Below are 17,740 nucleotides of genomic sequence, written 5' to 3'. Positions count from 1 at the left end.
GGTGAAATTAAAATTTCACCTTATTTAGCTAAATTTTATACTTTTTTTAGCAGTATCCTTTTCATAAATAACCTGATAGGTGTATTTTTTACCATTTTTAAGTTTTTTATAAATACCTTTCTTAATATTAAAAGTTGCAAGACCTTTTTTATTTGTTTTTACTTTGAACGTTTTCTTATTAAACTTCAATGTAAGTTGTTTACCATTTAAATATTTGTTATCTACCTTTTTTAAGGCAATTCTTATTTTAATCGATTTTGCAGACTTTTTAAATTTCAAGTTCTTAGCATTTATAATACTCTTAACAGTTACTTTCTTAGATACCTTAATACTACCCCAACTAGCCATTACATTATATATTTTAGGAGCCAAGGATATTTTAACAGATGCATAACCATTAGCATCAGTTACAACCTTATAATTTCTTTTATTAATATTTATAATAATTTTTTTTCCAACTAATGGAATAGAACCCTGTGTTAATCTAACTTTAAACTTAACACCACTACTATACAACATAGACAAATCTTTAGCAGATAAAACTATTTTCTGAACCGTAAATGTAATTATTTTACTTGAACTACCATATACATTATCCCCTGAATAATATACAGTAGCACGATAACTACCAGGATTTAAACCATTAACCGTTATACTAACATGGCCATCTACTAGATTAGCATTGTAATTATTATTGTTTATATTAACACTTAAATTTCCACCAGCATTTGCTAAATCTAAGCTAAATGTTGACTTTCCATCAAATTTAACAAAATCAACAACATTAATATTAGATTTGACAACAAATGTAGTAAGTCTACTTGTTGAATTAAACCTCATATCCCCACTGTAATTAACCATTATACTATAAACTCCAGCACCTAAATTAGCAATTGTCCTAGTAACTTTTCCATCATTTACAAACTCATTATAATTAACACCACCGATAGTAAATGAAACACTACCTGTTGTTTGTGCATCTAAATTAATGTTAATTACTGCATTGTTTCCTTGAGTAATATTATTAATTGTAACAGTTAATTTAGGATCTTTTAAACCTGCATAAGTTAAAGCAATAACTTCATTATCATTGGTAGTTCCATATATCAAACCGTTCTTATCCATTATCGGATTACCAGTTATTTTATAACCAATATATGATTTATACAATATTTTTCCATTTGGATTTAATGCATAAAATGTTTTATCCGATGCAAAGTATAATATTCCATCATTTCCTATTAAAATTCCTGATGTAACTTTTAAATCAGACATTTTACTTTCTTTTCCAGAACCAAGGTCATATCTGTATAAAATTCCACCTGCATTAACATGATATAATCCACGATTATTATCCAATATCAAGCGATTTCCAACACCACCAGTTACTTTTGTTTTCCAAAGTTGAGTTCCTGAGCTTTTATATGCAACAATACTATCCTCTAAAACACAACAAACAACATTAGTGTTACTTATTACTGGTCGAACATTAATAAAATTACCATGTTTAATAGCATTACTCTTAAAAGTTTTAGCATCAAGAATGGTAAATCTATTTTCAGATAAAACAACAATAATCTCTTCACTAACAACCGGACTAGCTAATGGTTTAGAACCACCTAAAGCAATTAAAGTTGGTTCACCACCATTTTCCCATAATTTATATGGAACGATTACAAGTTTGTAATCAGAAGAATTAGTCTGATATTCACTTACAATATATAAACACGCATTAGAATCTATAATTGGAGCAAATAAACTTGATCCCTGATAAATATTAGAGTTTCCATATTTTTCACCACTACTTTGGTTGATAAAGTATAATGTATCTCCTGTTTTTGGTGAAATAACCACATCACGACCAATAGTAACACCAGAAAAGTTTCCAATCACATAATTAGCTGAATAACACCATAACTGACTAGTTTTATTATATGAATAAATTTTTGATGCAGTTGTTATGTAAAGATTACCATTACTGTCAATTGCAAGATCACCAACTATTGTTTCATTAATTGGAATAACAAATGCCACTTCGCCATTATTATTAGATTCATATGGTGATTCACCAGTGTTTTGTGTGTTTCCCCCTTCATTGGGCCATTGAGGAATCGGATATTCAATAACCTTAAATGAAGTTGAATTAGAAACAGTATTATAATTATTACCATTATAAACAGCAACATACTCATAATCACCAATCTTTAAATCAGAAACAACATATGTAACTTCACCAGAAAATGGTATGTTAATAACATTACCATCAATTGTAAAAGTACCCTTAGTCTTTGGAGGAACTTTAATAACAATTTTAGCATCTTTACCTATTCTAATATCACCAGATGTAATGTTAAAAGTAAAATTCGCTTTATTAATGGTGAAAGTGTGATTTTTAGTTAAATTAAAGTAATTGTTATCACCACTATAAAATACACATATATCTTTATTAATTCCAGCCTCTAAACCATGAATTAAAACTTGCCCCATACCTCCAACAACATTAGTAGTATTAGACACCCCATCAATTGTAACTGTTATATTACCACTAGCATCACTATTTAAAGCAATATTAATAATTGCAACTTCACCATATGTAATATCCTCTGCACTAATATTCATGGTTGCATTTAAATTGTCAACTTCAATTAATTTAGATACCTGACTTTCTAAATACTTATCATCACCATTATAAATCGCCTTAATTAAATAATCCCCACGTGGAACTTTTAACATTGTATAAGTTGCAGAAGAATTATTTAATATTAATGTATGCTCATTATTATTAATTAAAAGCGTAATATTACCAGTTGAAGTCATAGTAGTGGTGATTGTTAAATTAATGTCTTCACCTACTTCAATAGCACTAATATTCAAAGCAATTGTTGATTTGTATTTTTTAACCTTAACCATGTAATTAATTTCCTGTGCGAAATACTTTTTATCACCAGAATAATTAACAAGCAGAGTATAATTGTTAGCTTTCAAATTACTAAAAGTAAACTGAACAACAGTTGAATTGATAACTTTGTTTTGGGAAATATTACCAATATTAACCGTCACATTACCAGTACTATCTTTTGGAATTTTAATTTTAACTATTAAATCTTCACCATACATAATATCATAACTAACTAAAGATATTTTTGGATTAGATTTTAAAAATTCAAAAGACATATTAATTTTAAAATCATTATATTCAGCAATTAAAAAAGAATTACTAAAGGATGTTTGTTTGTATACAATTTTTGAGTTAATCAAGGTTATATTTTCACTAGAACTACCATTTAATGTTGTAATATTTAAATTAATATTAGGCAAATTAATATATTTTTTATTATTTAAATAAAAAGCAAATATAACATCTGCTGTTTGATTATTTTCTAGTGCATAAACACTTGCTGTTCCATTTAAAGTTACATATTTGCTAATGTTTAAATTAGGTAAAGCATCACCCCACCAATTATACTCTAAACTAACATTATTAGTATTTCCTTCTATAATCTTAGTATTATTTAACAAAATAGAATCATTAATAGATGTAAATCCATTATTATAAACAATAACCCCACCATTATTTGTGAAAATTGATTTTGAAACAATATTATGCTTTCCATTAATAATTTTTTCCACATGATTATCATTAAAAATACAATTAAAAACTACTAAATTACCATTGTCTTGATTAATAAAAGTATTTACATTTAATTTATTAATATTCATATTTTTTAAAGTAAAATTATTAGTATTTACAGTAAATGAAGTGGAATTACACAATGTAGCATTTCCTTCACCTTTTATAGTAACATCATAGTTTATGTTAATATTTCCTTCATCATAATCCCCATCCATCAATATAATATTTTGAAAAACCTTTGCAAGTTCCAATGCCTTTTTAATAGTATTTACTGGCGTATTTCGACTTAATCCATTATTATTATCGTTTCCTAAATGCTTAGAAACAAAAATATAATCACGAGTACTAATAATTGTAACTGCATTAGACAATCTATTAGATATTGTCGGAATTACATAAACATCACAAATATCATAATCACCATAATCAACCGTGAAAACCGTTGAATTCACCGTTTTTACATAATTATTATTCACATAAACATCAAACAAAGTCTTATTTAAAATATCCACATCATAACGACCAGGAGTAGCTAAACTAAGATTAATTTGTAAAGTAGCTTGTTCTTTACCATCACTTAATTTAGTAAGATTTAAACAAGAAAATACAATAGAATTACCATAATAATAATTATTAGAAATATTTAATATGGTATTTTTTACCCTAACATTTAAAACATCATCATGCCTTGTATGATTAATAAATGAATTATTTACAATAATAACATCAGGAGATCCATAACCATCAACATCAAAAGCAGATATTGCAGTTCCATAAGCAGCAGAATTAGCAATGAAAATATTATTTAACACAGTAAGTGAACCTTTATCCATCAAAGCAATAGCACCACCATAACCTGCAGTATTAGATAATGGATCAGAAGCCCAACAGTTATTTCTATTATTTTTAAATAAAGAATTTTCAATATAAATATGAGGATTACCTCCATATGCACATGCACCTATTGCACCACCACCAGAATTTGTAGTACAATTATTACCTACAAAAACAGAATTATAAATTTGCAGGTAACTATAAGTGTATAATGCGCCACCATTCCAACCAGCTACATTATCAGTAAAGTTAGAATCATAAATTGTAGTATTGCCTCCACTATGAGTATGAATTGCTCCTGCCCACCAATATGACCTATTTTTATAAAAGGTAGTATTGTAAACAGTTAATTTACCACAATTATTAATACAACCAGGTTCAGTTTTAGCATAATTATTTTCAAAATAACAATTACGAACAACCATATCTGTAGACTTAACACTTGCCGGATCAAAAATACCAATCACTCCAAAATCTGTAGTACAATTAACAAAACTACAATTGTCTATAATAGCAGATCCTTTTTTAAGATAAACAATTGTTGAATGACCCCAAATGGTGTTTATATTATGAAAATAACAATTCTTAATAACGCTAGTTAATGTACCTCCCATCTGAAGAAAAATACCATCAGGTTGATGATTAGTTTTTATCCATTTAAATGTAACATTATCTAATGTTAAGCTTTTACGAATACTATCTTCTACAATAATTGCCGTGTATTGAATTTTTGTTGGATTAGGCGAAGTATCACCAAAATATGAACCATTGCTCCCTATAATTTTTACATTGTTTTTAATTTTTATTTGATAATTAGCACTACTTGGATCTGTTGGATAAAAATTAGTATTTTCTTTAAGCTTTAAAACATAATTTCTATCACCTAACGAACAATAATACTGCAATTCATCCCAATTATTCACCACAATAACATCACTAGACCCTCTAGCTTGTATTGATTCTTGAGAAGACATTTGAAGCATATCTTCATTTAAATTATTATTATCTAAATCAACAGAATCATCAGTTGCTTTTATTGGCGAGTAATAATCTGTTGATGTAATATTATCATTTTTAATTTCATTTGCAGAAACACTACCCAGAGTTAGAATAAGTGCAAATAAAATAAAGATAAAAATGAATTTTTTATTCATAAAAATCAACTCCCAATTTTTAAAAAAAAAGATTAGAAGAGTTATTTATGTTTACTCTTCTTATTTAATTGTTATTTTTATTGTTTTGCTGCTTCCTTTGTATGTTTTATCGCCGTTAAATTTGATTTTTGCAGTGTATTTTCCTTTTTTACTTAGATTTATTTTAAATGTGGCTATACCTTTTTTGTTTGTTTTAGCTGTGTATGTTTTTCCCTTAATTTTTAGGGTTATTTTTTTTCCAGCTTTTAGATAGGTTTTACCATCATATGGATTTTTAACTGTTTTTAAATTTACGGTGACTTTTTTATTTTTTGTTTTTGTCTTAAATACTTGATTTGTTGCCTTTAATATTGTCATTTTTTTATTCAATATTACTTTTGAATATTTCATTGTTGCTGTGTTGTAGTTGTTGTCTTCTTGAAATGTTACTATGCATAAATATTTGTTAGCATTGGCTAAATTGATTTGTAATCCTGCTTTACCATTTTTATCCGTAGTTACATTATAAATCATGTTGTTTATGATAATTTGAACATTTTTGTTGGCTATTGGATTGCCATCAATATCTTTAAGGATTGCATAAAAAATTGCCCCTCTTTCACCTGCATAATAATCATTTGCTAAACTTATAAATTCAGATTCAACCTGAAGCATTGCATTTGCTTTATCAATTGTTAAATTGATACTTTTACTTGATTGTTGATAGTTGCCATTAACAATAGTTGTCATCTCAACAATATATTTACCAGCATCTAAGGTTGGTATTAAAATTTCTGATAAGCTACCATTAATGTTTACAACTTCAACACCATCTTTTAATACTCTAGCATTAACACCAGTAGCATTAATTGCGGTAACTGGAATTATTATACTTTGAGAGTAAATAAATTTCATATCTTCTGCGTTTAAATAAGATTCAGCAGGATCAACAGATATGGAATCGATTTTTTCACTGTAAGTGTATTTATCTGATCCACTGTATGAAATATTAATTAAGTAATTAGTAGCATTTAAATTACTAAAACCTATAGTCATTGTTTGATTTGCAGGTAAAACAACTGTATCATTACCAAATTTAATAGTAACTGTACCATTAACATCAGCTGGTAATTCAATAGATAATGTTGCATTTTGACCAACTTTAACAACACTAGGAACAATAACATTGAAATTATAATCACTAATTCTTGAAACAGTTAAAGTAGTAGCATTAAAACCATGAACATTAACCCCATTTAAAGTAACATTAACAGTATAAAACCCTTCTTTTAATACATCAGGTATAATATAAACAAATGAGCTAGAATTATTAACATCAACACTATAAGTCTTATTGAATTTATCATTATAAACAACAATAGATACACTACCATTAACTATTTGTGAAAAATTACCACAAATCTTCTCTTCATCACCATAATAAATACTAACGGGATTCAACATAATATTAGTAGTGTTAAAAGCTAATTCAATTAATTCGAAATTTAATAATGCATTTATTTTATGTTCTGTTGAATTACTAGTGTAAATAGTTCTAAAAGTACCATTAACTAAAGTTACATTTTCACAAATACTACCTGTAGTTGAAGTTAATTTAACAGTCATTGGATTGAAGTTTTCCATTCCATCACTATCATTAGTACCATTCCAAGTTAACCTACCAACAATTTCATACTTATTATCACCTAAATAGTTCTCACACACAGAAAATATAGCATACCTTGAAATAGGAATATCAACGTTAATATAATGACCATTAGGAAGAACTGCATCATGTGAAATAACATATGGAGGAAGATTATTTTGACCAAACCAAACACTATCCATTAAAATATCACAAGGGACAGAAATAGTGGATGCTAACATAGAACCTGTATAATTAAAATTACAATATTTAAATCTGTGAATAGTATTCTTTGCAAATCCATTATGATAATAAAAAAGCTTAAATGAATGGACATCGAAATAACAATTATTAAAATATGAATCATATCTCGAACCACAAATACCACTTAACTGACCATAATTTACAAATGAACAATTATTATATATTCCAGAATTAGCCATGCCACCAAATGGTAAAAACCAACATACCTCATCATAATTGGGTATTGTATAGTTAATTCCATCAAAAATTATGTTAGATATAGTGTAATTCACATTATTATAAGTTGAACCTAATGATTCATAAAAATCATAGTCATTATAAAAATTTTTAATAATTACTTTACCATTAATGCCTTTAACATTTAGATTTGGTGTATCAAATTTTAAGTAATGTTTAAATGTGTAGGTTCCATTGAAAATTTTGACTGTAACTTTTTCTTTACCACTTACATTATCACATGCTAATTTCAATGTAGCAAATGGATTGTCATAAGACCCATTTCCATTTTCTGTCTTATTTTGACCAACATAAATCACATAACCCTCATCATCATCTGATAATATTTCAGGATTACTATTTTTCAAATAACTATTATCTAATTCATTTGAAGCATCTTTAACCTTATCAATATCATTTAAAGAATCATGTATTTCGTTGTTAATATTATTGTTAAAATTCAATGTATCATTACTTAATTCAGTAGCTGCAATTGCATTAATTGATAAAAAAATCATTGAAATTAACAATAAAATCAGTAAATATTTCTTATTAAACATATTATCAAAAAAATAAAAAAATAAAAAAAATAAAAATTTTGTAGACTATTAAACAACATTTTTATATAAAATGTATATTAATTCGATTTCTACAAAATTTTAAATTTTTATGTATTGTTGCTAACTACGACATTAGATGGTGCAGATACGGCATTATTACCAGTATTAGTATTATTTCCATGTGTTGCAATTAAATTATTATACCTAACAAAACCAGAAACAAAATTACTATTAATTAAATAAACTGCATAATCCGCATTAACTACAGTGACATTATTATGATGAATATTATAATAATGATACTTTGGAGTAGATTGAGCATAGCTAATACCAAATGCATAGTTACCTGCAGCATAAGGTGCAATATTATTTACAAATATTTTGTTGCTATATACTACTGCATTAGTATCTTGTAGTTCCATTCCAGATACAAGTGACCATGGATCACTTCCAGCCTTACCAGTTACATTAATCTTATTACCGTATACTGTTAAATATGTATCACCATTATAGTTTTGGGAATAAATTCCTAAGTTAGGACCTTTATTTTTTGTAGTTAAAGTGTTATTAGATACAACAACACCAGTATAAGAACCAGTTAGTTGTATACAGTAAGCTGCTCCAGTACCGTTACCGCTATAAGTTCCACCTGAATTATTACCATTCATATTTACAGTATTGTTGTTAATAATCGTATTATTGCATCTGTAAACATCAATTCCATAGATATAACTGTATTGGTTATCTTGAGTTATAATGTCACTTTCATAGATTCTATTGTCTTCGACTTTGACATTATTAGAATCTGCAATCATTACCGCATCTAATGTAGGGAAGCTACCAACACGACGATTAGCTGTTATAGTTAAATTGTTTCTTTTAAAGTTTAAGTTATTACAATTTTGTATTGCCACACCCGCTACATAATCAGCTGAAATACCTGGATTACTCCAACTTACAGTTTTTAAAGGTAATGTTGCAATAATATTATTCCAATCAATTATTAAATTTTTACTATTTATAGCTTTAATTGCATAATTATAGTTTGCAGCATTATCATATGCACAGGCGTAGGTAATAGTTGTATGTGAAATTTTCACATTATTTGAATTTACCACATTAATTGCATAACAATCTGCATTGTTAGGTGCATTGAAAACAAAGTTTCCACCATCTAATTTTACACCACTAGTTAACATGTCAAAACCAATATTGTTAAATGTTGCATTATAAGCTTTTAAATAAACATTTTGGTTAATTTTAAAATTACCAAAAGGTTTTAAATTAAAATCTCCAACAAAATTTAAATTATTTTGTGAAGTTGTATAACCATTACTATCAAAGAAATTTCCATAGTTATCGTTTGTAACATTAACATAGGTTACTAATGGCATTACATTAACAGAATAATTCTGATAATCCATATTTTTTCGTTCAACCTTATCTACTGAAACTGAAACATCACCCTCTTCAATGACTGTTCCATCATCAGGTACGGCAATATCATTTACATCTGTTGCACTAGATGCACTAATACAACAAAGTAAAATACCTAATATTGCTAAATATAATACTATTTTATTTTTATTTAGCATTTATATCATACTCCTAATTTTTTGTTAAATGCAAATTTTTTTCTAAAAATCTGTAAAAAAACACATATTTATTCAAAAAGAATTCAAATACTAATTTTCAAATAAATAATATTTTATTTCTTTTTATTTTGAATAAACATAAATTTAAATAAAGATATTTATAAATTATTTAAATTAAATTTATTATAAATAAATCTTATTTACAAAAATATTTTTAATTTTCACATATATAAATTTTCCTAAAAGAGGATCATATTATAAACAAAATGCTATTTATTTTATTAATGATTTTTTTAATTCAATGAACTTTATTCATGGAAATAATACTTTTAGAGTCGATTTATTATGATAATAAAAAAAAGTTAAAAATGAATAAGAATCTCTCTTTTTAGTATTGCTATTATAAAACTTTAATTAGCAATTAAATAAGAGAATATATTTTTATAAGATATTAAAGCAATATTATCTTTAATTATATAATTTAAATATGTATTATCAATTATACAGTATTTAATGATTGTTTCTTAATAAACACTATAGAGAATATCTAAAACTTGTATTTAAAAACAGTATTAATACTAAAATAAATATAAAAAAGAGTTTCTCATTTAAAATGAGAAAATTAATAATAATATAATATAAAGTTTCCACTTAACAATTTGTAAGCATCTTCCTTTGTACATGGAATAGGATCACACAAAGGAGTCAATTTTTTAGTAGATCCTGCTATGTGTTCATTACCAAAAATACTAAAATCAGCGTCACAGTGAGCACAATATATTCCTCCCTCAGCACTCCCCCATTCAATTCTTCCTGTAGCAGGGAATCTTCCTTTACTTGTAACCTCATTTCCTGCCCAAAAAATACTCCAATAAAGTTCATTGCTTCCGCAATATGGGCAAACCCTTAAAAATTCAACCATATAAAAAGTATAATTATATTTTCCCATCTCTCCTGGAGCTGAAGCCCGTCCAATAGCTAGAATTGTTTTACCATCATCAGAAACACCATATTTATTAAAGTGTCTTCCGCTAGACGGATCAATTACTGTGATTTTATTTTGAATCGTATAACCAGTATCCATGTCTTTTGAAATAATTATATATTCTCCTTTATCAAAAGTAAAATTAACACTAGCTACACCATTAGCATCTGTTTGAACAATTTTTTCCGTGCCATTTATAGTTATACTAATGTTTTTATTTTGGGCAGCCCGTCCATTTTGATTAAATACTTTTACAGTAAATGTTGAAGTTTTATTTTCAAATGTTACTACATCATCTGCTTTAAGAGGCACTACCTTAACGGTTACTGTTGTTTTAATTGATCCACCAGTATATGGATCTACTGATTTGAATATGTAAGTTCCTTTTGCTAATTTAAAATTAAAACTAGCCACACCATTTGAATCTGTTTTAGCTATTTTTTTAACACCATTAATATAAGTATAAACATTTGCATTTTTAACTAATTTTTCATTTTTATAAAGCTTTACTTTAAATTTATTTTGTGTATCTGCAAATACACTCATTGAACTAGCTGAAAGTGTTGGTAATATTTTAACAGAATTTGTAGTTCTCTCACCAGTTACAGTATTAATTGATGTAATTTTAAGAGTCCCTGGTTTTGAAATAATTCCTAAACTTGCAACACCGTATTTATTAGTTTTTTTAGTAAAAGTATTGCCATTGCATTTAAATTTAATATATTTTTTAGCTAAAACTTTTCCATTTTTCGTGTAAAACTTAGCTGTAAACTTTAAACTACTTTTATAATGTTTATTTAAATCTTTTGCAGAAATTGATGATAGAACATTAATTGTATTTTTAAGTTCAAAGCCATTTGGATGAATCGAATAAATAATGTGCTTACCTGATTTAAGCTTTTTAATAAATAAAGTAGCCATTCCTTTTTTATTAGTTTTGACTTTGTATGTCTTAGAATCAATTTTAAAACTAACATGAGTATTTATTAATGCCTTACCTTGTTTATTTAAAAATTTAGCTGTGAATTTAGCTACATTAGCGTAATTGATTTTTAAATCTTTAGTAACGATTACTGGTAATATCTTTAATTTTGATGTGATTGATTCATTAGCATAATATGCTGAAACCGTATAAGTACCGCTTTTTAAATTATTAATTGGAAAACTAACTACTCCATCTTTATCTGTAACTTTTGTATAGTTAACTCCTGCAATACTAATAATAATTTTAGCACCTTTAACAGGTGAAGTATTATTTAATAAAGATACTCTATAATTACTTCCATCATTATAATACATTGAGATATCATTACTTGATAAAGTGTAATTTTCCTCTAAAGCTGACTGATTTTGAGGTAGAACAGTTGCATTATCTAATGAATTATTATTTAAATTACTTTCATTAGCCATATCTGTATCCTCTGCAACAACAGAAGACATTGATAAAATAAAAACTAATGAAAATAAAATTATGTAAAATCCCTTATTAAACATTTTATTCCTCGGTTGTGCTAAATACTTTTATTGCACAAGGTATAAAAAGTTTTACATTATAAAAAAATTGAATAATATATAAAAATACTATTCAACCGTTACACATTTAGCTAAATTCTTTGGTTTATCTGGATTGAAACCTTTTTCAATAGTAATATAATATGCAATTAATTGTAATGGTACAACATAAACTAATGGAGCAATAAGTTCTTTAACTTCACTATTAATTTTTATTATGTCACTAGCTTTTGATTCTAAAACATCATCATCACTAGAACCAATAGCTAACACATGTGCTTTACGAGATTTAACTTCTACTAAGTTACTCATAGTTTTTTTATGATTATCTCCTGGAGGTATAATAACAATAACAGGAACTCCTTCATCTATTAAAGCCAAAGGACCATGTTTAAGTTCTCCAGCAGCATATCCCTCACCATGAATATAAGTAATTTCTTTAAGTTTTAAAGCGCCTTCAAGGGCTGTTGGGTATGAATAACCTCTTCCTAAGTAGAAAAAGTCATGCGCATAATTAAATCTTTTAGATAAATCCTGAATATAATCAACATCCCCAAGTACTTCTGTAATATAATCAGGTACTTTATAAAGCTCATTAAGCAATTCTTCATTATTAGTCAATAGTCCAACAAATAAATAAATAGCAGTGAGTTGAGCTAAATAAGTTTTAGTTGCAGCAACACCAATTTCAGGACCTGCTTGAGTTTGAATTACATAATCCGCCCTTCTTGTTATAGATGAACCTACTACATTAACTATTCCTAATGTTTTAGAAATTTCATTAGCTACATCTAATGCTTTTAAACTATCGGCAGTTTCTCCTGATTGAGAAATAAATATAACTAAAGTTTCATCATTTAATGCATTTGCAGAATATTTAAACTCTGAAGCTAGAACAACATCGGTTGGAATACCTGCCAATGATTCTAATAAGTATTTTCCACTTAAAGAAGCATGGTATGATGTTCCACAAGCTACAAAACACACTCTTGAAATATCACCAATATCTTCAATTATGTTTTGAATATTTTCTTTTTGAGTTAAAGTTTGCTTAACCGCCATTGCTTGTTCGTTGATTTCTTTAATCATGAAATAATCGTAACCTTCTTTTTGAGCCATTTCTGGTGTCCAATCAATTCTTTCAATTTCTTTTTTAACTACATTATCAAATTCATCTTTTACAACAACACCACTTTTATCTAAAATAATTATTTCACCTTTTTCAGGAAAAATAATATCTCTTGCATAGCTTAGAATAGCTGGAGTATCCGAAGCAACAAAATAAGCCTCTTCTCCAATACCAACTATTAATGGAGAATCTTTACGAGTAGCTATTATTTTATTTGGCTCATCTTTACAAATTGCTGCAATTGCATAAGATCCTTCAATAATTTCGACAGTTTTTTTAAAAGCTTTTTCTAAATCAGCTCCTTCATCAATGAAACGTTGGATTAAATGAGGAATAACCTCAGTATCAGTATCTGATTTAAAAACATGCCCTTCTAATTCAAGTTTTTCTCTGATTTCAGAGTAGTTTTCTATAATTCCATTGTGAACAACAGCAATTGAGTTTTCTTCATCAAGTTGAGGATGAGCATTTAGTTTAGATGGAACACCATGTGTAGCCCAACGAACATGAGCAATTCCAAAGTTTCCAGGCATGCGAGCTAAATCCAATTTTTTATCAACCTCTTCAATTTCGCCTTTGTCTTTTTTAATATAAATCTCATTTTTATAATAAGTAGCTAATCCAATTGAATCATAACCTCTGTATTCTAATTTAGATATGCAATCAAAAAGAATGTTAGATACATAAGCATCATCCTTCTTTAATATACAACCTACAATTCCACACATATTAGCACCTCTTAATAATTATATATTTCTTTGTAAAGTTTTACAACTTCCCCAATAATCATGATAGCTGGAGTGTTTACATCTTTATCTGAAATATCTCCTAATGTAGCAAATACAATGTTTTCATCAGGTAATGTTCCACTTTCAATAACGCATACTGGAGTATCAGCTGAGCGATATTTCATAATTTCATTTGTATTTTCTTTAATATTTCCAATTCCCATCAATATGATTAGTGTATCTGCGGTATAATCCCAATGCACCTGATTTTCCACTTTAGTTGGATCCTCATGACCAGTTACAAGTGTTACAGAAGTAGCTATGCCTCTATGAGTTACAGGTAGCCCTAATGAAGTTGGTGCACCAATTGCAGAAGTAACGCCTGGAATTACTTTAAATTCGATATCATGTTCCATTAAAGCTAATATTTCTTCTCCACCTCGACCAAATATAAAAGGATCTCCTCCTTTAAGTCTAACTACATTTTCATGTTTTTGAGCTTGCTTTATAATTAATTCGTTGATTTGGTCCTGTGTTTTATAATGTTCACCTGCCTTTTTACCAACATATATTTTTTCTGCATCATCAGGAGCATGAGCCAATATTTCCTCGTTGGCCAAATAATCATATAAAACAACATCCGCTTTATTTAAAGCTTTAATTGCTTTAAGAGTAATTAATTCTGCATCTCCTGGACCTGCACCAATAAGATAAACTACCATTTAAATCACTTATAAAAACCCTCTAAAAAAGTTTAAACCATCATTCGAACCTAAAATTTCTTCACAGGCTCTTTCAGGATGAGGCATCATAGCACAAACAAGACCAGATTCATCACAAATTCCAGTAATAGCTTCCATAGAGCCATTAGGATTTTTATCTTTAAATTGTAAGACAATTTGATCTTGATCTTTCATTAAATCAATGTTTTCTGTGTAAAATCTTCCTTCAGCATGAGCAATTGGAATTTTAACGGTTTGTCCTTTTGTAAATTCTTTTGTAAATGGTGTTCTATTTGTAGTTACTTTTAAATCAACCCATTCACAATTGAACTTAGGATTTTCGTTTGTTATAAAAATTCCTGGAACAAGCCCAATTTCACCTAAAATTTGAGCACCATTACAAATTCCCAAAACAGGTTTTTCTTCTTTGACTAATGCTTTAATTCCATCAATAACTGGAGTAATCGAAGCCATAGCACCTGCTCTTAGATAATCACCATATGAAAATCCACCGGGAATTACAATTCCTTCATAATCAGTTAAATTCTCCTCATTCCACCAAACATATTCAGGAGTAAGACCAGCTAATTTAATAGCATGAGCAACATCCCTGTCACAATTAGTTCCTGGAAATCTGATTACACCAATTTTCATCTAAACACCACAAGCAGAGTTTTGTGGAATAACTGTAATTTTATAATCGTGTATTACAGGATTACAAAGTAATCTTTCACACATATCAATAACATTTTCACGAATAACTTCCCTATCTTCGCCTTCCATCTGGAATTTAATAATATCTACTGTTTTAGCATTTTTTACTTTATAACCAAGTAAATCCAGGGATCTTTCAATAGTTGTAGCTTCAGGATTTAACATACCATGTTTAAGAGAAATCTTTACTTCAATATCAAATATCATTTAAAACACCTAAAAATCAATTTTTTCCTCATCTGGAATAATTCTATTATAGACCTCAACATAAGCATCCATAACTTCACTGTCTTTGCCTTTTCTAAATAATTCTTTATCTAACATGTCTAAAGTTTCACTGTCCCATAATCTACAACTATCTGGGGAAATTTCATCACCTAAAAGAATATTACCATTTTTATCTTTACCAAATTCAACTTTAAAATCAACTAAAATAATACCTGCATCTAAAAAGAATTTTGATAAAACTTCATTAGTTTTTAATGCTTTTTCAGTTAAAATATCAATTTCTTCTTGTGTAGCTATTCCTAAAGCTTTAATAATAGAATCATTAAGCATTGGGTCATGGAATTCATCTGCTTTAAAATCCATTTGGACAATTGGAGGCTCTAATTTAGTACCATCAGCTATTGGATATTTACGAACTAAACTACCAGTAGCTATGTTTCTAACAATAACCTCAATTGGAATCATGTCCAATTTTTTTGCAATCATTACATTAGGCTTTGGAAGATTAATAAATTGTGTTTCAACACCATTCTCCTCTAATATTTTAAATATTTTAGAAGAAATAACAGCATTATAAGAACCCTTTTTACTCATTACTTCTTTTCTTTCACCATCACCTGCAGTCATATCATCCCTAAATTCAATGATTACTTCATCTTCATTATCCCTACTGTACACGCTTTTTACTTTACCACAATTAATTAACTCTTTTTTGTTCATGATATCAACAAAATACAATTTAAATTATTTATGCTATATTTTTTATTTAAAATATTATATAAAGATATTTTAAAGAAAAAAATAATTTAAAACTTAATTAATATAACCTGAAATTCATTTTGATTTACCAAACGAAGCCCATTTAAAGAAGTATTTAGAAGCTTTGAGATTATACTTACTAGAAATCCATCATCTTGATTAATGACCATGGGTATGAATTACTTCTTTTTGAGTTTTAGCAACAATTTTATATTGATTTATGATGTAGATAAATTACCTTTAAGAAAAACCTCATTAAAAGATTCTTCTAAAAGGTAATCTGGTAAAACAACTTAATATTAAAATGTTTTAAGCCTTTAAAATCATACTATTCTAAGCTTGGAAGTTTATCTTGATCGCTTTCATAAGAAGAACCAATAAGTTTACCTGTTTCAACATCATATTGGCGGAAATTACCATCACTATATTCAACTTGGCGATAATAACCCTCACCATTTTGTTCATTGAATTTAACAAATTCTTTCACGATATTAACACCTCCATCATTTGTTGAATCGTTTGTTTTAGTATTCAGTGTAGATGATACATTATTAACTTCATCTTTAACTACATCTTTGACATCATTTAAAACAGATGAAGAATCATCAACTACATCAATATTACTTAATAAAGAGTATCCAACAACTCCACCAACGATAATTAACATAGTAATAATGCCTATTACTAATAAAATAAAGCCTTTCATAATTTCACCTCACTATTTAATAGTAAAGATTATATTATTTTATCATTGATAAAAACCTTTCGATAATAAGTATATATAAAATAAAAAAATTAAATATAGAATTATGAATAACCAAAATTTAGCTATTTTCTTAATATTATTGATATGCATTACAGGAGTTTTAATAGGGATTAGTGAAAGCCAAGACGATGTTAATTCCACTCAAAAATCAGCTAATTTAAATATTTCCGAAGATAATAGTTCTAATAACAACCAATCATCAAATATTTTAATAAATGTTAGTTTAGAATGTAAATAATGCTTGTTAATACATTAAAACATGACTTGCCAAATGCGATGGGGTGTCCAATTGCTTTGGTTGATAATTTAAAAATAG

11 protein-coding genes are annotated in these 17,740 nt (G+C 27.5%); 1 reads left to right on the top strand and 10 read right to left on the bottom strand.

The window, feature by feature from the left end:
• Positions 1-24 precede the first annotated feature (24 nt).
• From MBORA_RS04675 to MBORA_RS04630, 10 genes are all read right to left on the bottom strand, one after another.
• The gene (locus MBORA_RS04675) at positions 25-5,622 is read right to left on the bottom strand and encodes an Ig-like domain repeat protein (protein ID WP_042693984.1); all 5,598 of its coding nucleotides are present in this window, start codon (positions 5,620-5,622) and stop codon (positions 25-27) included.
• 60 nt (positions 5,623-5,682) lie between these two features.
• Positions 5,683-8,244 carry an Ig-like domain repeat protein gene (locus MBORA_RS04670; RefSeq protein WP_063720305.1) on the bottom strand — a complete coding sequence of 854 codons (2,562 nt, stop codon included), beginning with the start codon at positions 8,242-8,244 and terminating at the stop codon, positions 5,683-5,685.
• Positions 8,245-8,393: 149 nt separating this feature from the next.
• Positions 8,394-9,881 (bottom strand): hypothetical protein, encoded by a 1,488-nt coding sequence (locus MBORA_RS04665; protein ID WP_052331835.1) that lies wholly within the window; start codon positions 9,879-9,881, stop codon positions 8,394-8,396.
• Positions 9,882-10,503: 622 nt separating this feature from the next.
• Entirely contained in the window at positions 10,504-12,360 is a 1,857-nt protein-coding gene (locus MBORA_RS04660) for an Ig-like domain-containing protein (protein ID WP_042693987.1), read from the bottom strand.
• Positions 12,361-12,447: 87 nt separating this feature from the next.
• The gene (gene glmS, locus MBORA_RS04655) at positions 12,448-14,235 is read right to left on the bottom strand and encodes a glutamine--fructose-6-phosphate transaminase (isomerizing) (protein WP_063720304.1); all 1,788 of its coding nucleotides are present in this window, start codon (positions 14,233-14,235) and stop codon (positions 12,448-12,450) included.
• Positions 14,236-14,246: 11 nt separating this feature from the next.
• Complete coding sequence (cobA, locus tag MBORA_RS04650) at positions 14,247-14,957, bottom strand: uroporphyrinogen-III C-methyltransferase (RefSeq protein WP_042693989.1); 711 nt, start codon at positions 14,955-14,957, stop codon at positions 14,247-14,249.
• A 9-nt stretch (positions 14,958-14,966) separates the two neighbouring features.
• On the bottom strand, positions 14,967-15,611 hold the full coding sequence (gene purQ / locus MBORA_RS04645) for a phosphoribosylformylglycinamidine synthase subunit PurQ (RefSeq protein WP_042693991.1): 645 nt from the start codon (positions 15,609-15,611) through the stop codon (positions 14,967-14,969).
• On the bottom strand, positions 15,612-15,878 hold the full coding sequence (purS, locus tag MBORA_RS04640) for a phosphoribosylformylglycinamidine synthase subunit PurS (protein WP_042693992.1): 267 nt from the start codon (positions 15,876-15,878) through the stop codon (positions 15,612-15,614).
• Positions 15,879-15,887: 9 nt separating this feature from the next.
• The gene (gene purC / locus MBORA_RS04635; protein WP_042693994.1) at positions 15,888-16,619 is read right to left on the bottom strand and encodes a phosphoribosylaminoimidazolesuccinocarboxamide synthase; all 732 of its coding nucleotides are present in this window, start codon (positions 16,617-16,619) and stop codon (positions 15,888-15,890) included.
• A gap of 367 nt (positions 16,620-16,986) precedes the next feature.
• On the bottom strand, positions 16,987-17,364 hold the full coding sequence (locus tag MBORA_RS04630) for a hypothetical protein (RefSeq protein ID WP_052331836.1): 378 nt from the start codon (positions 17,362-17,364) through the stop codon (positions 16,987-16,989).
• Positions 17,365-17,467: 103 nt separating this feature from the next.
• Between MBORA_RS04630 and MBORA_RS04625 the strand changes: the two genes are divergently transcribed.
• Positions 17,468-17,662, top strand: coding sequence for a hypothetical protein (locus MBORA_RS04625; RefSeq protein WP_042693996.1), 195 nt, complete (start codon positions 17,468-17,470; stop codon positions 17,660-17,662).
• The last annotated feature ends 78 nt before the right edge of the window (positions 17,663-17,740 follow it).

Origin of the sequence: Methanobrevibacter oralis (assembly GCF_001639275.1) — an archaeon.
Lineage (GTDB): Archaea > Methanobacteriota > Methanobacteria > Methanobacteriales > Methanobacteriaceae > Methanocatella > Methanocatella oralis.
This window is presented reverse-complemented; position numbering and strand designations above follow the sequence as displayed.